The 15,554-nt window shown below is 68.9% G+C and carries 17 protein-coding genes; 2 read left to right on the top strand and 15 right to left on the bottom strand.

Annotated elements, in window-relative coordinates; translation table 11 throughout:
• Positions 1-2: 2 nt before the first annotated feature.
• Positions 3-92, bottom strand: a complete 90-nt coding sequence (gene sidA / locus VKQ35_RS14310) for a cell division inhibitor SidA (RefSeq protein WP_324362737.1) — start codon at positions 90-92, stop codon at positions 3-5.
• A gap of 170 nt (positions 93-262) precedes the next feature.
• Between sidA and VKQ35_RS14305 the strand changes: the two genes are divergently transcribed.
• A complete protein-coding gene (locus VKQ35_RS14305; RefSeq protein ID WP_324362735.1) occupies positions 263-679 on the top strand; it encodes a Spy/CpxP family protein refolding chaperone in 417 nt (138 codons plus the stop codon).
• Positions 680-692: 13 nt separating this feature from the next.
• Here VKQ35_RS14305 and VKQ35_RS14300 read toward each other — a convergent pair whose 3' ends face one another.
• The 7 genes from VKQ35_RS14300 to VKQ35_RS14270 form a co-directional block, all read right to left on the bottom strand.
• Complete coding sequence (locus VKQ35_RS14300; RefSeq protein ID WP_324362733.1) at positions 693-1,217, bottom strand: hypothetical protein; 525 nt, start codon at positions 1,215-1,217, stop codon at positions 693-695.
• A 127-nt stretch (positions 1,218-1,344) separates the two neighbouring features.
• On the bottom strand, positions 1,345-2,034 hold the full coding sequence (locus VKQ35_RS14295; RefSeq protein WP_324362731.1) for an ABC transporter ATP-binding protein: 690 nt from the start codon (positions 2,032-2,034) through the stop codon (positions 1,345-1,347).
• Positions 2,027-3,316, bottom strand: coding sequence for a lipoprotein-releasing ABC transporter permease subunit (locus VKQ35_RS14290; protein ID WP_324362729.1), 1,290 nt, complete (start codon positions 3,314-3,316; stop codon positions 2,027-2,029). The genes VKQ35_RS14295 and VKQ35_RS14290 overlap by 8 nt, the downstream gene beginning before the upstream one ends.
• 60 nt (positions 3,317-3,376) lie before the next feature.
• Complete coding sequence (gene proS / locus VKQ35_RS14285; protein ID WP_324362727.1) at positions 3,377-4,696, bottom strand: proline--tRNA ligase; 1,320 nt, start codon at positions 4,694-4,696, stop codon at positions 3,377-3,379.
• Between the two features lie 72 nt (positions 4,697-4,768).
• Positions 4,769-5,032: a DUF1467 family protein gene (locus VKQ35_RS14280; RefSeq protein ID WP_324362726.1), complete on the bottom strand. Its 264-nt coding sequence runs from the start codon at positions 5,030-5,032 to the stop codon at positions 4,769-4,771.
• Positions 5,032-5,454, bottom strand: coding sequence for a methylmalonyl-CoA epimerase (gene mce, locus VKQ35_RS14275; RefSeq protein WP_324362724.1), 423 nt, complete (start codon positions 5,452-5,454; stop codon positions 5,032-5,034). The genes VKQ35_RS14280 and mce overlap by 1 nt, the downstream gene beginning before the upstream one ends.
• 58 nt (positions 5,455-5,512) lie before the next feature.
• The gene (locus tag VKQ35_RS14270) at positions 5,513-7,768 is read right to left on the bottom strand and encodes a CoA transferase (RefSeq protein ID WP_324362722.1); all 2,256 of its coding nucleotides are present in this window, start codon (positions 7,766-7,768) and stop codon (positions 5,513-5,515) included.
• A gap of 134 nt (positions 7,769-7,902) precedes the next feature.
• On the opposite strand from VKQ35_RS14270, the gene VKQ35_RS14265 reads away from it, so the two are divergent.
• A complete protein-coding gene (locus VKQ35_RS14265; protein ID WP_324362720.1) occupies positions 7,903-8,877 on the top strand; it encodes an aldo/keto reductase in 975 nt (324 codons plus the stop codon).
• A 222-nt stretch (positions 8,878-9,099) separates the two neighbouring features.
• On the opposite strand, the gene VKQ35_RS14260 is transcribed toward VKQ35_RS14265, so the two are convergent.
• The 7 genes from VKQ35_RS14260 to nuoN form a co-directional block, all read right to left on the bottom strand.
• On the bottom strand, positions 9,100-9,957 hold the full coding sequence (locus VKQ35_RS14260) for an alpha/beta hydrolase (RefSeq protein WP_324362718.1): 858 nt from the start codon (positions 9,955-9,957) through the stop codon (positions 9,100-9,102).
• A 39-nt stretch (positions 9,958-9,996) separates the two neighbouring features.
• Positions 9,997-10,248: a helix-turn-helix transcriptional regulator gene (locus VKQ35_RS14255; protein WP_324362717.1), complete on the bottom strand. Its 252-nt coding sequence runs from the start codon at positions 10,246-10,248 to the stop codon at positions 9,997-9,999.
• Complete coding sequence (locus VKQ35_RS14250; protein ID WP_324362715.1) at positions 10,248-10,841, bottom strand: DUF2975 domain-containing protein; 594 nt, start codon at positions 10,839-10,841, stop codon at positions 10,248-10,250. The genes VKQ35_RS14255 and VKQ35_RS14250 overlap by 1 nt, the downstream gene beginning before the upstream one ends.
• A gap of 68 nt (positions 10,842-10,909) precedes the next feature.
• Positions 10,910-12,592, bottom strand: coding sequence for a ribonuclease J (locus tag VKQ35_RS14245; RefSeq protein ID WP_324362714.1), 1,683 nt, complete (start codon positions 12,590-12,592; stop codon positions 10,910-10,912).
• Entirely contained in the window at positions 12,593-13,372 is a 780-nt protein-coding gene (locus VKQ35_RS14240; protein WP_324362713.1) for a type III pantothenate kinase, read from the bottom strand.
• Positions 13,373-13,376: 4 nt separating this feature from the next.
• Complete coding sequence (locus VKQ35_RS14235; RefSeq protein WP_324362712.1) at positions 13,377-14,117, bottom strand: biotin--[acetyl-CoA-carboxylase] ligase; 741 nt, start codon at positions 14,115-14,117, stop codon at positions 13,377-13,379.
• 4 nt (positions 14,118-14,121) lie between these two features.
• Entirely contained in the window at positions 14,122-15,552 is a 1,431-nt protein-coding gene (gene nuoN / locus VKQ35_RS14230) for an NADH-quinone oxidoreductase subunit NuoN (RefSeq protein WP_324362711.1), read from the bottom strand.
• Positions 15,553-15,554: the final 2 nt, after the last annotated feature.

Here is a 15,554-nt window from a genome sequence, read left to right as displayed (position 1 = left end):
GGTCAGCCCATGTGCGCCGCCACCGAGCACATCATCCAGACAAAACTCGCCACCGACGCAAAGGCCAGTGATTCTCGGGCCAGACGAACCATGTGCGGCAATCCTTCTGTGGGCGGGCCTGTGGACAGGCCCAAAAGACGGGTAGCGGGTCGTTCCGTTTTCGTTCTTATTCTCCTTTTGTTCTCATGGTCAAGCCACTTTTCGGAACGCCCGGCCGCGTGCCATAGTCCGCAGCGAAGGACGCCTTTTAGGATTTGATGGAATGCGTTGGATTGCCTTGGGTTTTTGTCTGGCGGCAGCAAGCACGGCGGCGCTCGCGCAGCCGCCGCAGCGCAGCGAGCGGCGTAGCGGCGAACAGGCGGTGAGCGCCGACCTGATCCGCCTGCACGACGACCTGCAGCTCACCGATGTCCAGGAGGCGGCCTGGCGTGACTACACCGTCGCCATCGCCCCCAATCCACAGACTCAGGCGCGCCATCAGGCGACCAGCGAGCTGTTGCCGATGGTGCCGACGCCCCGGCGCATCGCGCTCATCGAGGCGACCATGGCGCAGGATGACCTGGACTTCCGCAAGCAGGGCGCGGCGGTGAACGCCTTCTACGGCAAGCTGACGCCCGAGCAGCAGAAGGTGTTCGACCGCGACACCCTGCCGTCGGGGTCAGATCCGAGGCCCGGCTGACGGGCCGCGCGGTCTAAGACGCGCAGGGAATCCAGTTGTAGGTCTGCTTGTCGGTGTCCCACTTCCAGGATCCGCAAGCGGCCTGCGGCTGCGGCGCCGCGCCCTGGCCAGGCGCAGCGCCTTGAGGCGGCGGCGCATAGCCGGCCGGCGGCGCGGAATAGTAATAGCCGCCAGGCGGCGGGTAGTAGTAGCCGGCGTAGTAGGGCCCGTAGTCATAGTACCAGGGGTCCAGCACGCTTAAGCCCAGCGCGAAGCCCAGGCCGAAGTCGGCGAAATAGTATGGATAGCCCCGGAACCCGGTGAAGCGCGGACGGAATCCGTGTCCGCCGAAGTGGCTGGCGCCGAAGCCGCCATGGCCGGCGAAGCTGCCGCCCTGGAAGCTGGAATGGCCGCCGCTGAACCCGCCGCTCGCCGCGGACGAGCCGCCGCCGTGGCTCCAGCCGCCGCCACCACCGCCATGATGTGAGGAATCCGCCGCCGCGGGCGCAGCCACGGCTAGCAAAGAGGCGCAACCCAGCGCCGCAATCAACGTCTTCAACTAGACCTCCATAGAGGCCGAGGCCCGAAAGCCCACGGTAAGCGTCCCGAACGCAGGATAGGCTCAGCCGTGGCCCGCGAAAAGCCCCGTCTTACAAAGACTTCCTGCGACGTCGTGGTTTACGGCGTTACGCCTTGAGCTGCGCTTCAAGATGCCCGTCCTTGAGCGCAAAGACGCGGTCCATGTGGCGCGCCAGTTCCAGGTTGTGGGTGGCGACCACGGCGGCGACGCCGGTGCGGCGGGCGAGCGCATAGAGGTTCTCGAAGACGGCGGTCGAGGTGGTCGGGTCGAGGTTGCCGGTGGGCTCGTCGGCCAGCAGCAGGCGGGGCGAATTGGCGAGCGCGCGGGCGACGGCGACGCGCTGCTGCTCGCCGCCCGACATCTGCGCCGGCTGGTGCTGCACGCGGTCAGCCAGACCCAGTTCGCCCAGCAGTTCGACGGCGCGGGCCTGGGCGGCCTTGCGCGAGGCGCCGGCGATCATCAGTGGGAGCGCGACGTTGTCGAGGGCCGAGAACTCCGGCAGCAGATGATGGAACTGGTAGACGAAGCCGATGGTCGAAAGCCGCACCCGCGTGCGCTCGCGGTCCGGCAGGTCGGAGCAGTCGCGGCCCTGGATGGTGATCCGGCCCGCGTTGGGGTGCTCCAGCAGGCCCGCGGCGTGCAGCAGGGATGACTTGCCCGAGCCCGACGGCCCGATCAGGCCGACGATCTCGCCCGGCATGACGTCGAGATCGACGCCGCGCAGAACGGGCAGCGGCCCGGCGCCGGTCTCGTAGGCCCGCTCCAGGCCACGGATCGTCAGGACGGCGTCACTCATAGCGAAGCGCCTCCACCGGATCGAGGCGCGAGGCGCGCCAGGCTGGCGGGAGCGTCCAGACCATCGACATGGCGAGCGAGAAGCCGACGATGATGGTCACTTCCAGCCAGTCGACCTTGGCCGGCAGGCGGGAGAGGAAATAGACGTCGGAGGCGAACACCTGCTGGCCGGTCGCCCATTCGACGAAGCTCTGGATCGGGTCGATGTAGATGCTGACCAGCACGCCGAGCGCCAGGCCCGCCAGGGTGCCCGCCGCCCCGATCGCCGCGCCGGCCATGAAGAAGATGCGCAGGATCGCCCCCTGCCCGGCGCCAATGGTCCGCAGGATCGCGATATCGCGGCCCTTGTTCTTCACCAGCATGACCAGGCCCGAGATGATGTTCATGGCCGCGATCACCACCAGCATCATCAGGATGAGGCGCATGACGTTGCGCTCGACCTTCAGCGCGCCCCAGTAGGAGGCGTCGCGTTGGGTCCAGTCGGCGACCAGCGCGGTCGGCCCCGCGGCGCGGTTGATGGCGGCCTTCAGGCCCTCGGCCTTGTCGGGGTCGGTCAGGCGGACCTCGATGGCGTCGACGCTGCCCTCGCGGCCGAAGAACAGCTGCGCCTGGTCGAGCGGCATGAAGATATAGGCCTGGTCGTACTGGCTCATCCCGGCGGTGAAGGTCGCGCCGACCACGTAGGCTTTCTGCAGCGGCGTGCCGCCGAAGGCCGTGGCGCCGCCGGAGGGCGAGATCAGGCTGATGTTGTCGCCGGGCTTGACCCCCAGCTGCTCGGCCAGCCTGGCGCCCACGACCACCACGTCGCCGCCGTACTGGCCCTGGCCGAAGCCGCGAAGGTCGCCCTTGGTGATGTTGCCGGCGACGATACGGGTCTGGGCGAGATCCTTTGGCGTCAGGCCGCGGACGATGGCGCCGGTGATCTGGGTCGGGCCCATGGCGATGGCCTGGGCCTCGATCACCGGGATGGCCTGGGTGACCGACGGGACCTTCTCGATCCGCGCCACGGCGGCGTCGCGCATGGCGGCGTTGTCCAGCAGGCCGCCGGTGACGAAGACATGGCCGTTGAAGCCGAGGATCTTGTTCAAGAGCTCGGCGCGGAAGCCGTTCATCACCGACATGACGATGATCAGGATCGCCACCGCCAGCGTCACGCCGGTGAAGGAGATGATCGAGATCAGCGCGACCCCGCCCTCGCTCTTCTTGGCGCGCAGATAGCGGCTCGCCAGCATCCGCTCCCAGCGGCCGAAGGGCGGCGCGTTGGTGGCGGCGCCTTCGCTCATCCTACTGCGCTCCTGTGGGAGCTGCGAAGGATGACCCTCCGAAGCCTTGGCGAAGGCGGGTCACCCGGCGATGGCCTTGAGCGCCGCGTCCAGGGTCAGGGTCTGGCGCTCGCCGGTGGCGCGCCGCTTGATCTCGACGACGCCCTCGGCGACGCCCTTGGGCCCGACGATCAGCTGCCAGGGGATGCCGACCAGGTCGAGGGAGGCGAATTTGGCGCCCGGCCGCTCGTCGCGGTCGTCGTAGAGCGGCTCCTTGCCGGCGGCGGTGAGCGCGGCGTAGGCCTGTTCCGCCACCGCGTCGCAGGCGGCGTCGCCGACCCTAAGGTTCACGACCGCCACGCCGAAGGGCGCGACGGCGTCAGGCCAGATGATGCCGGCCTCGTCGTGGCTGGCTTCGATGATCCCGCCCACCAGGCGCGAGACGCCGACGCCATAGGAACCGCCGTGGATCGGGGCGTCCTTGCCGTCGGGACCGGTGACCAGCGCCTTCATCGGCCTGGAGTACTTCTCGCCGAAGTAGAAAATGTGGCCGACCTCGATGCCGCGCGCGGTCATCCGCTTGTCGGCCGGGACCTCGGCCTCGAAGCGGGCCTGATCGTGCATCTCGTCGGAGGCGGCGTAGAGCCGCGAACGCTGGGAAACCAGGGGCTCCAGGTCGCCGTCCCAGTCGATGTCGGGACCGGGCGCGCCCATCTCCACCAGGTCGCCGTGGGCGAAGACCTCGCTCTCACCGGTGTCGGCCAGGATGATGAACTCGTGGCTGAGGTCGCCGCCGATCGGGCCGGGGTCGGCCTTCACGGGAATCGCCTTCAGCCCCAGCCGCGCATAGATGTTCAGATAGGCCAGGAACATCCGGTTGTAGGACTTGCGCGCGGCGGCCTCGTCGATGTCGAAGCTGTAGGCGTCCTTCATCAGGAACTCGCGGCCGCGCATGACCCCGAAGCGGGGGCGCCGCTCGTCGCGGAACTTCCACTGGATGTTGTAAAGATTCTTCGGCAAGTCCTTGTAGGATTTGACGTAAGCTCGGAAGATCTCGGTGATCACCTCTTCCGCCGTGGGCCCGTAGAGCAGGTCACGGTCGTGGCGGTCCTTGATGCGCAGCATCTCGTCGCCGTAGTCGTCGTAGCGGCCGCTCTCGCGCCACAGGTCGGCGAGCTGCAGGGTGGGCAGCAGCACCTCGATGGCGCCGGCGCGATCCATTTCCTCGCGGACGATCTGCTCGATCTTCCTCAGCACCTTCAGGCCCAGCGGCAGCCAGGCGTAGATGCCGGCGGCCTCCTGCCGGACCATGCCGGCGCGCAGCATCAGCTGATGGGAGACGATCTGGGCGTCGGCGGGCGCATCGCGCAGGGTGGGCATGAAGTAGCGCGACAGGCGCATGATCTGGAGGCTTTCAATCGGAACGTAGGCGGAGGGCTCTGATAGCCTTCGCCGAGCGCGGTTGGCAAACGCCTAGGTGTGCGGCCCCGGCAGGCGCGACAGGTCGATCAGCTTGAAGTGGATCACCAGCCACAGGATCGCGAAGACGACGGCCGAGATCCAGGTGGTGGTGATGAACTTCTTCTTCAGCTTGGGATCCACCGGCGCGCCGGGGTCGGAGCCATCGTTGGGCAGGCCCGCGTCGGCGCGGCTCTGCACCCCGATCGGCAGGATGGCGAAGAGCACGGTCCACCAGATGGTCAGGTAGATGGCGATCAGCGTGATCGGGCCGCCCACTAGTGGTGGCCTTTCGGCTCGGCCATCAGTTCGACCAGTACGCCGCCCATGTCCTTGGGGTGGACGAAGATCACCGGCACGCCGTGGGCGCCGATGCGCGGCTCGCCGGTTCCCAGCACGGTCGCGCCCTTGGCCCGCATTTCATCGCGGGCGGCGAGGATGTCGGGCACCTCGAAGCAGATATGGTGCTGGCCGCCCTTGGGGTTCTTTTCCAGGAAGGCGGTGATCGGAGACGTGTCCCCGTAGGGCTCGATGAGCTCGATCTGGCTGTTGGGCAGATTCACGAAACAGACCCAGACGCCCTGTTCGGGAAGCGCGAAGCGTTCGCCGATGTCGCTGACGCCCAGCACCTCGCGGTACATCTTCACGGAGGCTTCGATGGAGGGCGTGGCGACGCCCACGTGGTTCAATTTGCCGATCATCCGGTGGGTATAGGCCGCCCGCGCGCCGGGCGCGAGATGGCCAAGGGCGAAATCCGGCTCAGGCGATACCGCCCTCACCGTCCGAGGTGAAGACGGCGCCGCTGGCGACCAGGGTTTCGATCCGCTGCGGCGCGATCCCCCAGTCGGTCAGCAACGCCACCGAATCCTGGCCGAGATCCGGCGTCGGGCAGCGGAAGCCTCCGGGGGTTCGGGACAGGTCGGCGAACCCGCGCACGCCGATGGCCGGCCCCAGGCGCGGATGCTCCCAATTCTCCAGACAGCCGTTTTCCCACAGCCAATCGCTTTGCAGGGCTTCGGCGCCGCGCAGCACTGGCGCGGCGGCGACGCCGGCGGTCAGCAAGGCCTCCAGCAGAGCGGCGCGCGGGCGGGCCGCGAGGGTCGCCTCCAGGCGCGAGGCCAGCTCGCCATCCCGGGGCTGGGCCAGGGCGTCGGGCGCCAGGTCCAGGCCGAGCACAGCGCCCAGCGCCTTTGCAGAGTCTGGCGTGTCACAGGCGATCCCGATCCAGCCATCGGCGCAGGCATAGTAGCGGTGAAGCGCGCTGACACCGATGCAGTCCAGGCCGCCTGGGTCATTGGCCGGGCGGCCGGCGTAGCTGACCATCTCGCCGATCTGGAAGAGCAGGCTCTGGGCGAGCAGGCTGGTCAGGATCTCCTGACCCTCGCCGGTGCGTTCGCGGGCGTTGACCGCGGCGATCACCGAGGCGGCCACGACACCGGCGGTCGCCACGTCGTTGACGGCGATGGTGTAGAGGATCGGGTCGTCCGCGCCGCCCTGCCCGGCCATCATCCCGCCCTCGGCCTGCAGCAGCGGGTCGAACCCTGGCAGCGCCGCACGCGCGCCGGTCTCGCCATAGGCGTTGATCGAGCAGGAGATGATCCTGGGGTTCACCGCTTTCAGCGCCGCGTAGTCGATGCCGAGCCGCTTGCGGACGCCCAGGCGGTAGTTGTCGATCACCACGTCGGCGGTCCTGGCCAGGTCGTGGAAGAGCTCGCGCCCGGCCGGCTGCTTGAGGTCGAGGCCCAGGCCTCGGACGCCGCGGTTGTAGGTCAGGAACCCCGGGCCATCGGAGCGGAACGGATCGGCCTCGCGGGGCTCCACCTTGGCGACGTCGGCGCCGAAATTGCCGAGGATCGTGCCGGCGTAGGCGCCGGCGATCACGGTGCCGAGGTTCAGCACCTTCAGGCCGGTGAGCGGCGCGGCCGTCGAGGGCTTGGCGGGCGGTTTTGGGCGCGGCTCCCAATCGGGCAGGCTCTTGGCGGGGGTCGGCAGGGATCGGATGGAGGGCGGCGTGGCGCTGAACTTGGCCGGCGGCTCGGGAATCGCCACCTCGCCGAGCGTCGGGTGCAGCAGCACCTTGCGCAGGCCCGCCTCGCCGACGACCGCCCCGGCGAACCAGGCTTCCCGCGAGCCGACCGCGGCGCAGGGCACGTCATTGGCCTGCAGCGCCTCCAGCCATTCATCGCGGGTGCGGGTGGCGAACATCTCGGCCAGGAGGTCGCGGGCGGCGACCTGATCGAGCTCGAGGGCCTCGAAGGCGTCCTCCAGGCCGAGCACTTCGAAGGCTTTTCGGTAGAAGTTGGTGAAGAGGGTGCCGAGGAAGAACCACTCGCCGTCGGCGCACTGGTAGAGCCGGTAGCGTGGATTGGCGCCCGGCGGGATGCCGCGCGGCAGCGGCGGCTGGTTCAGAAGGCGCATCGGGCCGGAGACTTCCGAGGCGCCATGCAGGCCACTGACCGTCAGGGCCTGACCAAGGCCGCTGCGGGTCCGCTCGTAGAGGGCCGAACCGATGGCGGCGGCGCCCATCACCGCCTGGCCGTACCAGAGCACCGGCAGGACCAGATGCACCGGCTGGTCAGCGTAGGCGCCCTGTTTGAATGCGGTCCCGGTCAGGCCGGCCAGCAGGCTGTGGTGAGGGGCGAGCTGGCTCCAGGGGCCTAAGGTTCCGTAGGGCGTCATCCAGGCGTGGATCAACCCGGCGTGCGCCGCCGTGAGGGTCGCGCCGTCCAGCCCCAGCGGTTCAAGTCGGCCGGGCGCATGGTCGAAGATCGCCACGTCGGCGCCGGCGATCAGCGTCTGGGCGGCCGCAAGTCCGTCGGCCGTCTCCAGGTCCAGCGTCACGACCTGCTTGTTGCGGTTGAAGGCCTGGTAGCCGGGGCGGTCCTTGGCGCGGTCGCCGCCTGGCGGCTCGATCTTGACGATCTCGGCTTCGAAGTCGCCCAGCAGCATGGCGGCCATCGGACCGGCGACGCCCTGGCTGAAATCGGCGATGCGGAGGCCCTTGTAGGCGGACACTGGCGACGCTCTCCCCGGCGCGATCTTGCGGACTTGGGGCGGCGCGGTTCCCGCTTTTCACCCTGGCGGCTATGAAAGCCGGGCCGGGGCGCGCCGACAAGCCCTGGCGCCTGGAGATCGAGGGACAGACCGTCATGAGAACCGCGACACTGGGTCCGCTGGGCGAGGTCAGCCGCCTGACGCTGGGCGGCGGCGGGATCGGCCAGATCTGGGGCGAGAACACCAAGGACGAGGCGTTGGCGACGCTGACGGCCGCGATCGATGGTGGGATCACGGTGCTCGACGCGGCGCCCATGTACCGCAACTGCGAGGCCTTCATCGGCGAGGTGTTCGGCGGGCGCCTGCCGGCGGGGGTCAAGGTCACGACCAAGCACCAGCTGGGCTCGCCGCCGGCGTCGGAGGTCGCTTCGCGGCTGGAGCAATCGCTGAACGACAGCCTGGCGGCGATGAAGCTGGATCGCGTCGATCTGTTCTTCCTGCATTCCAACATCCACCTGGATTGCTTCAGCTACGCGCACGGCGACGCGCACAAGGACGGCTTTTCGACCCGCTGGTCGCTCTATGCCGGGGAGGTCGCCCCGGCGATGGCGCGGCTGAAGGCCCAGGGGCGGATCGGCGCCTGGGGGATCACCGGCATCGGCGTGCCGACGGCGGTGCTGCAGGCGATCGACCATGCGCCGAGCCCCGACGTCGTGCAGGCCATCGCCAACCTGATGGATAGCCCCGGCGCGCTTCGCCGCTACGCTGAGCCCGCCCGTCCGCGCGAGGTCGCCGCGGCGGCCAAGGCGCGGGGCCTGGGCGTCATGGGCATCCGCGCGGTGCAGGCGGGCGCCCTGACCTCCGGCGTCGACCGGCCGCTCTCGGCCAACAACCCGGACAACACCGACTTTACCCGCGCCGCGCCGTTCCGCGCGCTCTGCGCAAGCTGGGGCGAGGACCCGGCGGTCGTGGCGCACCGCTATGCGCTCGGCATGCCCAATATCGACACCGTGGTGCTGGGCGTGAAGAACCGCGCCGAACTCGCGCAATGCCTGGCGGCCGAGGCCGCCGGGCCTTTGGAGCCGGGTCAGCTGGCGGCGATCGATGGGTTGGGGTTGGCGGAGGGATAGAGCGGATCGAGATCCAGCGGCGCGGGCGGAAAGGGTGCTTCCCTCCTCCTCGATGGAGGAGGGTCAGGGTGGTGGTGTGCACGCCGAGATGAAGCGTGTGGCTGTCATCGGCGCCGACCTATGGCTTCACCGAACGCTGAGGCCACACCACCATCCCGGCCTTCCTCCGTCGAGGAGGAAGGAGGCGTTCAATCCGTCGCCGCCGCTGAACACCGACCGACCCTACTTCCCCTTCTTCACGAAGTCGGCGATCAGGTCGGCGAGCTCCTTGGGATGCTCCAGCTGCATCAGGTGGCCGGCGTCGTCGATGACGATACGCCGCGAGCCGGGGATCAGCGCCTGGGCCGCGCCGGAGGTCGCCTGGTTGTCGGCGATGTCGTGGTCGCCGATCATGATCAGGGTCGGTACGCGGAGATCGCGCATCCGCGGCAGGTCTGAAGGCCAGCCCTTGATCGGGTCCTTCATCTGATGGCGGAGGTCCTGCGGACTGGCCTTCAGGATCGCCTGCGCCTTGAGCCTCGCCTCGTCGTGGCCGGGCGCCATGACCCAGCCGGACTTCGCGGCGTTGGCGGCCACGGCGTCCATATTGCCGATGACCATCGGCAGCATGATGTGGGTGATGGCCTTTCCGAACGCCGGGCTCGGCTGGAAGCCGTTGAGGGACGGCCCGGAGATCACCAGGCGGTCCACCTGTTCCGGGTGCAGGATCGCGTAGCTCACCGCCAAACCGCCGCCGAAGGAGAAGCCCACGAGGCTGGCGTGGTCGAAGCCGGCGACCTTCATCACGGCGGCCAGGTCTTCCTGCGGCGAATAGGGCGCCTTGGCGGCCGGCGACTTGCCGTAACCGCGCCGGTCGTAGCGGACGACGCGGAAGTCCCCGCAGAGGATCGGCCACATGTCGTCGAAGCTGGCGGAGTTCACCACCCCGTCGTGGATCAGGACAACGGCTTGCGCGTCCGTCTTCTTTGGCGCGCAGGTCTCGTAGTAGATTTGGCCGCCGTCGACATCGACCATCTCGGCCCGCGCGGCACCGGCCATCAGCGCCAGCGTGCAGGCAAGCGCCATCATTCGCCCGATCATCGGTCGTTCTCCTTGGTTCGGTTCTAGGGTTGGGTCAGGTCAGCTGGCTTGTCGCAGCGGCTCGGCTTCGGCCGCCTCGGCGTGCTCGTCGGGAATGAATTCCAGGATGTCGCCCGGCTGGCAGTCGAGGAACCGGCAGATCGCCTCCAGGGTGGAGAAGCGCAGGCCCTTCACCTTGCCGGACTTCAGCAGCGACAGGTTGGCCTCGGTGATGCCGATGGCGCGGGCCAGCACGTTCGATCGCACCTTGCGCCGGGCCATCACCACGTCGAGGCGAAGCACGATGGCCATCAGACGAACCCCTCGCGGTCTTCCTCGATCTCGTGACCGGCCTGCATGACCAGGGCGACGACGAAGACCACGGCGCCCAGCACCAGTTCCTGCAGGGCGGCCATGTGGGCCCACATCCTGTCGATCTCGTAGCCGGTGGCCGACAGGATCAGGTGACAGAGGAAGGGCGCGGCGGCGTCGACGATCAGGCAGACGCCCATGGCCTGGATCAGACCGGCATTGCGCGCCGTGAACACCTGCCCGCGCCCATAGCCCTGAAACAGGCTGCGCAGACACCAGAACAACAGGATGGTCGGCGCGGCCCGGAAAAGGACATCAGGGGTATAGGCGAGCTTCTCCGCCAACGGCCAGGCACGGAACGGAATGAAATCCGGCGGTGGCGTGGTGGTCGATATCCAGCCGCCACGTGGGCCGACGGTGATCAGGGTCCCCTGGTAGAGCCACAGGATCCACAGGCTGCCCCCCGCGATCGCGATGAAGACGGCGAACAGCCCCGCGAACAGCCATTCCAGCGCCCTGCTCGCGGCCCGGAGCCGGCGGAAGCTCGGGGTCGCGGCGGGTTGCGGCGGGGCGATATCGACGACAGCGGCCATGACGCGGTCTCCCTGAGGCTGACCACAGCGTCTCGCATCAATTAATTACTGTCAAACGATAATATTAGTTAGAGCCGCAGCACCGTCGTCTCCACCACCGGACGGCGGCCCCAGACGCGTTGGCTGGCCTTCTTGATGGCGCGGGAGATGGCGGCTTCGACGTCTTCGTCGAGTTCGCGCTGTTCGCCCTTCAGGCGGCCGAGCGCCTGTTCGGCCTCGTCGGCCAGGTCGTCGAGGATGTCGTCGAGCGGATAGTCCGGCTCCGAGGGCAGGCCGAGCGCCCTCACCTGCGGGCCGGAGACGATGCGGTTCTTGCCGTCCAGCACGACGGAGACCGCCAGCATGCCGTTGGAGGCCGCGTGACGGCGCTCACGCAAGGCGTCGCCGTTCTCGACGGTGACCATGCCGCCGTCGACGTAGAGCCGGCCCGCCGGGACCTCGTCGATGATCGCCGCGCGGCCGGGCGCGAGGCGGACCATGTCGCCGTTGCGGGGCGTCACCTGCTGGGGTACCTGCAGGTCGCGGGCGAAGGCGGCGTGTTCCAGGAGGTGGCGGCGCTCGCCGTGGGTCGGGACGGAGATTTCCGGCCGCGCCCAGCGGTACATTTCCGCCAGCTCGTCGCGGCAGGGGTGGCCGGAGACGTGGATGCCCGGGTGGTCGCGCTCGGTGTAGAGGCGCACGCCGCGGTCGGCGAGCTTGTCCTGCAGGTTGCGGATCGGGATCTCGTTGCCGGGGATCACGCGGCTGGAGAACACCACGGAATCGCCCGCGCCCAGGTTGACGTGCGGATGGGTGCCGTCGGCGATCCGGGCCAGCGCGGCCCTGCCCTCGCCCTGGCTGCCGGTGCAGAGGAACAGCACCTTGTCCGGCGGGAACTTCTTGGCCTCGCTGTCGTCGAGGAACGGCTGCAGGCCCTGCATCAGGCCCACCGACTTGGCCGCCGCCGACATGCGGTGCATGGAGCGGCCGGCCAGGCAGACGCGGCGGCCGTTGGCCTCGGCGGCGCGGGCGATGGAGTCCATCCGCGCGACATTGGAGGCGAAGCAGGCGACGGCGACCTTGCCCTTCAGGCTGCCGATCAGCGGGATCAGGGTCTCGCGCACCTGCGCCTCTGAGCCGGCGTGGCCGTCGACGAAGACGTTGGTGCTGTCGCAGACCATGGCCAGCACGCCCTCGTCGCCCAGGCGCTGGATGGCGTCGGAGTCGGTGACCGCGCCCAGCAGCGGGTCGGGGTCGATCTTCCAGTCGCCGGTGTGCAGGATGACACCCAGCGGGGTGCGGATCGCCAGGCCGTTGGGCTCGGGGATCGAGTGGGTGAGCGTGATCAGTTCAAGCTCGAAGGGGCCCAGCGAGATCTTGCCGCTCAAGGGCACTTCGGTGATCTCCGCCTCGTCCAACAGGCCGGCCTCGCGCAGCTTCTCGCGCAGGATGAAGGCGGTGAAGGGCGTGGCGTAGATCGGCGCCTTGAACCGGGGCCAGAGCCAGGCGACCGCGCCGATGTGGTCCTCGTGCGCATGGGTCAGCACGATGCCCAGGAGGCGGTCGGCGTTCTCCTCCATGAAGGTCGGATCGGGCAGGATCACCTCGACGCCGGGCGTCGTCTGGTCGCCGAAGGTGATGCCGAGGTCGACCACGATCCACTTGCGGTCGTGCGACGGCCCAAAGCCGTAGAGGTTGAAGTTCATGCCGATCTCGTTCGACCCGCCGAGCGGCAGGAAGACGAGTTCGTCGTCTTTACTAGCTTTGGCCATTTATCCCTGCGCCGTGTTCCGGCGGTAAATCTCGAGCATGCCCCGGATGGTGAGGTCCGGATCGAAGTGGTCGATGGAGCTGGTCGCTCCGTGGAAGAGCGAGGCGACGCCGCCGGTTCCGACGACGGTCATGGGCTGGCCCCACTCGGTCTTGATCCGGGTCACCAAGCCCTCGATGAGGGCGATATAGCCCCAGAAGACCCCGGACTGCATGGCCGCGACGGTGTCCTTGCCGATGGCGGTGTTGCCGCGCGGGCGCTGGATGGCGATGCGCGGCAGCTTGGCGGCGGCCTGATGCAGGGCTTCCATGGAAAGGTTGATGCCGGGCGCGATGGCGCAGCCCTCCATGGCCCCATCCGCGGCGATGACGTCGAAGGTGGTCGCCGTGCCGCTGTCGATGATGATCAGGTCGCCGGGATAGACCATGTGCGCGCCCACGGCGTTGACCAGGCGGTCGGCGCCGGCCTCGGAGGGCTTTTCGATGCGCACCTCGATGCCGAGTTCGACGTTCTCGCCGATCACCAGGGGTTCGACCTTCAGGTAGCGGCGGGCGAGGTTGCGCAGGTTGAAGATCGACTGCGGCACCACGCTGGAGATGATGCAGCCGGTGAAGACCCCGAGCTCCAGGCCGGCCATCGCCAGCAGCTGCGACAGCCAGACGGCGTATTCGTCGGCCGTGCGGGTGGAATGGGTGGCCGAGCGCCACTGGGCGATCCACGCCTTGCCGTCGTGCACGGCGAAGAGGGTGTTGGTGTTGCCCTGTTCGATGGCCAAGAGCATGGGGTCAGGCCCCTCCGAAAAAGACGTCGCCGGCCGTTATGCGCTCCAGCGCGCCGTCGTCCAGCCGGAGTCTGAGGGCGCCGTCCGCGTCCATGCCCTCGGCGACACCCAGGAGCGTGCGGTTGGGCAGGCGCGCCTCGCAGCGTTCGCCCAGCCCGTGGGCGCGGGCCGTCCAGCCCTCGGCGATAGGCGAAAACCCCTGTGTCGCCCAAAGCTTGCGCCAGGATTCAAACCTGCCGGCCAGCACCTCGACAGCGTCGGCTGGCTTGGGCGGCGGACCGGGCATGTGCTCGGCGAAAGAGGTGGCCGGACGCTCGATATCGGTGGGCGCGTGGGCCAGATTGATTCCGATGCCGACGGCGAGCCAGAGCCGCCCGTCGGGCCGGGCGCCGGATTCCACGAGGATGCCGACCGCCTTCCTGCCGAACACCAGGACGTCGTTGGGCCATTTCAGGCGTGCGGCGCCGGCGCCCAGGCAGGTGTCGGCCAGATCGCAGGCGGCGAGCGCGGCCACGAACGACAGCTGGGCGGCCTCGGCGGCGGGCGCGTCGGTGGTGGTGAGGAGCGTCGCGGCGAGATTGCCGGTCTCGGTGGACCAGGCGCGGCCCCGGCGGCCGCGGCCGGCGGTCTGGCGGCGCGCGGTGATCCACACCGGCCCGCCCTCGCCGGCTTCCGCGCGGCGGCGCGCCTCGGCGTTGGTGGAGTCGATCTCGTCGTAGGCTTCGATCGGTGGGTGGTCGGCCAACGGGCTAGGCTAGGCCGAAGGCGCGCGCGGCCCGGTCCGCCGCCGGATAGATCCAGATGAGCGCGCCAAGGACGATCGGGAAGGTGAAGAGCGCCAGGCCGATGGCGATGGTCTTGGCCTCGACGGGCGGGGTGTCGGTGACGCCGGTCGCGCCGTCGAACCACATCACCTTGATCAGGCGCAGATAGTAGAAAGCCGCCACGACCGAGCCGACCAAGCCGAGCGCCGCGGCGACCGGCAGGCCGGCGTTCAGCGCCGCCTTGAAGACAAACAGCTTGGCCCAGAAGCCGGAGAACGGCGGCAAACCCAGCGCCGAGAGCGAAAAGGCGGTCATGGCCAGCGCGATGCCCGGCTGCTCCTTGAAGAGGCCCGCCATGTCGTCGAAGGTTTCCATGTCGCGGCCCTGGCGCTTGAGCGCGGCAAGGCAGGCGAAGAAGCCGGTCACGTCGACCATGTAGAGGACCATGAAGATCAGCATGGACTGCACGCCCTCCGCGGTGCCGGCCGAGAGGCCGATGATCGCGTAGCCGACGTTGGCGATGGAGGAATAGGCCCACAGGCGCTTGAGGTTCTTTTGCGCCAGGCCCGCGAAGGCGCCGACGCCGACCGAGATCAGCCCCAGCACCACCAAGACCTGCTGCCACTGCGGGATCGCGCCGCCGAAGCCCTCGGCCAGCAGGCGCGCGAACAGCACCATGGCGGCCAGCTTCGGCGCGGCGGCGAAGAAGCCGACGACCGGGGTCGGCGCGCCCTCGTAGACGTCCGGCGTCCACATATGGAAGGGCGCGGCGGAGACCTTGAAGGCCAGGCCGCAGATCAGGAAGACCAGGCCAAACAGGACGCCGGTGTTGGCGCCGTGTTTCACGGCGACCGCGATGTCGCTGAACAGCGTCGAGCCGGCGAAGCCGTAGACCAGGCTCGCGCCATAGAGCAGCAGGCCCGACGAGAGCGCGCCGAGCACGAAATACTTCAGGCCCGCCTCGGACGCCTTGGCGTTGTCGCGGTGCATGGCGGCCAGGACGTAGAGGGCGAGGCTGTGCAGTTCGACGCCGACGTAGAGCGAGATCAGGTCGCCGGCCGACGCCATCATGCCCATGCCGAGCGCGGCCAGGACGATCAGCACCGGGAACTCGAAATTGTGCACGCCGCGCCGCTCGAACCAGCGCTGGCCGAGCGGGATGGAGATGGCGCTGGAGGCGAAGATCGCCACCTGGGCGAAGGCCGAGGCGTCGTCGGCGATCATGCCGCCGGCGAAGCCCCTGCCGAACGGCCCGGTGGCGGCCTGGAAGGCCGCGGCGGCCAGCACCAGCACGCCGCCCCAACCCACCAGCCGTCCGGCCTTGGGCGCAAACGCGCCCAGCACCAGGAGCACCATGGCTCCGATGGCCAGGATCAGTTCGGGATAGGCGAGGCCCAGGTCGGCGGAGAAGGTCATTT

Origin of the sequence: Phenylobacterium sp., assembly GCF_035309685.1 — a bacterium.
Taxonomy (GTDB): domain Bacteria; phylum Pseudomonadota; class Alphaproteobacteria; order Caulobacterales; family Caulobacteraceae; genus Phenylobacterium.
This window is presented reverse-complemented; position numbering and strand designations above follow the sequence as displayed.

What these genes read in the sequence shown, in the direction of transcription:
- sidA (WP_324362737.1), bottom strand. Translation starts at nt 92, where the DNA reads ATGGTTCGTCTGGCCCGAGAATCACTGGCCTTTGCGTCGGTGGCGAGT.
- VKQ35_RS14305 (WP_324362735.1), top strand. Translation starts at nt 263, where the DNA reads ATGCGTTGGATTGCCTTGGGTTTTTGTCTGGCGGCAGCAAGCACGGCG.
- VKQ35_RS14295 (WP_324362731.1), bottom strand. Translation starts at nt 2,034, where the DNA reads ATGAGTGACGCCGTCCTGACGATCCGTGGCCTGGAGCGGGCCTACGAG.
- VKQ35_RS14290 (WP_324362729.1), bottom strand. Translation starts at nt 3,316, where the DNA reads ATGAGCGAAGGCGCCGCCACCAACGCGCCGCCCTTCGGCCGCTGGGAG.
- proS (WP_324362727.1), bottom strand. Translation starts at nt 4,696, where the DNA reads ATGCGCCTGTCGCGCTACTTCATGCCCACCCTGCGCGATGCGCCCGCC.
- mce (WP_324362724.1), bottom strand. Translation starts at nt 5,454, where the DNA reads ATGATCGGCAAATTGAACCACGTGGGCGTCGCCACGCCCTCCATCGAA.
- VKQ35_RS14265 (WP_324362720.1), top strand. Translation starts at nt 7,903, where the DNA reads ATGAGAACCGCGACACTGGGTCCGCTGGGCGAGGTCAGCCGCCTGACG.
- VKQ35_RS14260 (WP_324362718.1), bottom strand. Translation starts at nt 9,957, where the DNA reads ATGATCGGGCGAATGATGGCGCTTGCCTGCACGCTGGCGCTGATGGCC.
- VKQ35_RS14255 (WP_324362717.1), bottom strand. Translation starts at nt 10,248, where the DNA reads ATGGCCATCGTGCTTCGCCTCGACGTGGTGATGGCCCGGCGCAAGGTG.
- VKQ35_RS14250 (WP_324362715.1), bottom strand. Translation starts at nt 10,841, where the DNA reads ATGGCCGCTGTCGTCGATATCGCCCCGCCGCAACCCGCCGCGACCCCG.
- VKQ35_RS14245 (WP_324362714.1), bottom strand. Translation starts at nt 12,592, where the DNA reads ATGGCCAAAGCTAGTAAAGACGACGAACTCGTCTTCCTGCCGCTCGGC.
- VKQ35_RS14240 (WP_324362713.1), bottom strand. Translation starts at nt 13,372, where the DNA reads ATGCTCTTGGCCATCGAACAGGGCAACACCAACACCCTCTTCGCCGTG.
- nuoN (WP_324362711.1), bottom strand. Translation starts at nt 15,552, where the DNA reads ATGACCTTCTCCGCCGACCTGGGCCTCGCCTATCCCGAACTGATCCTG.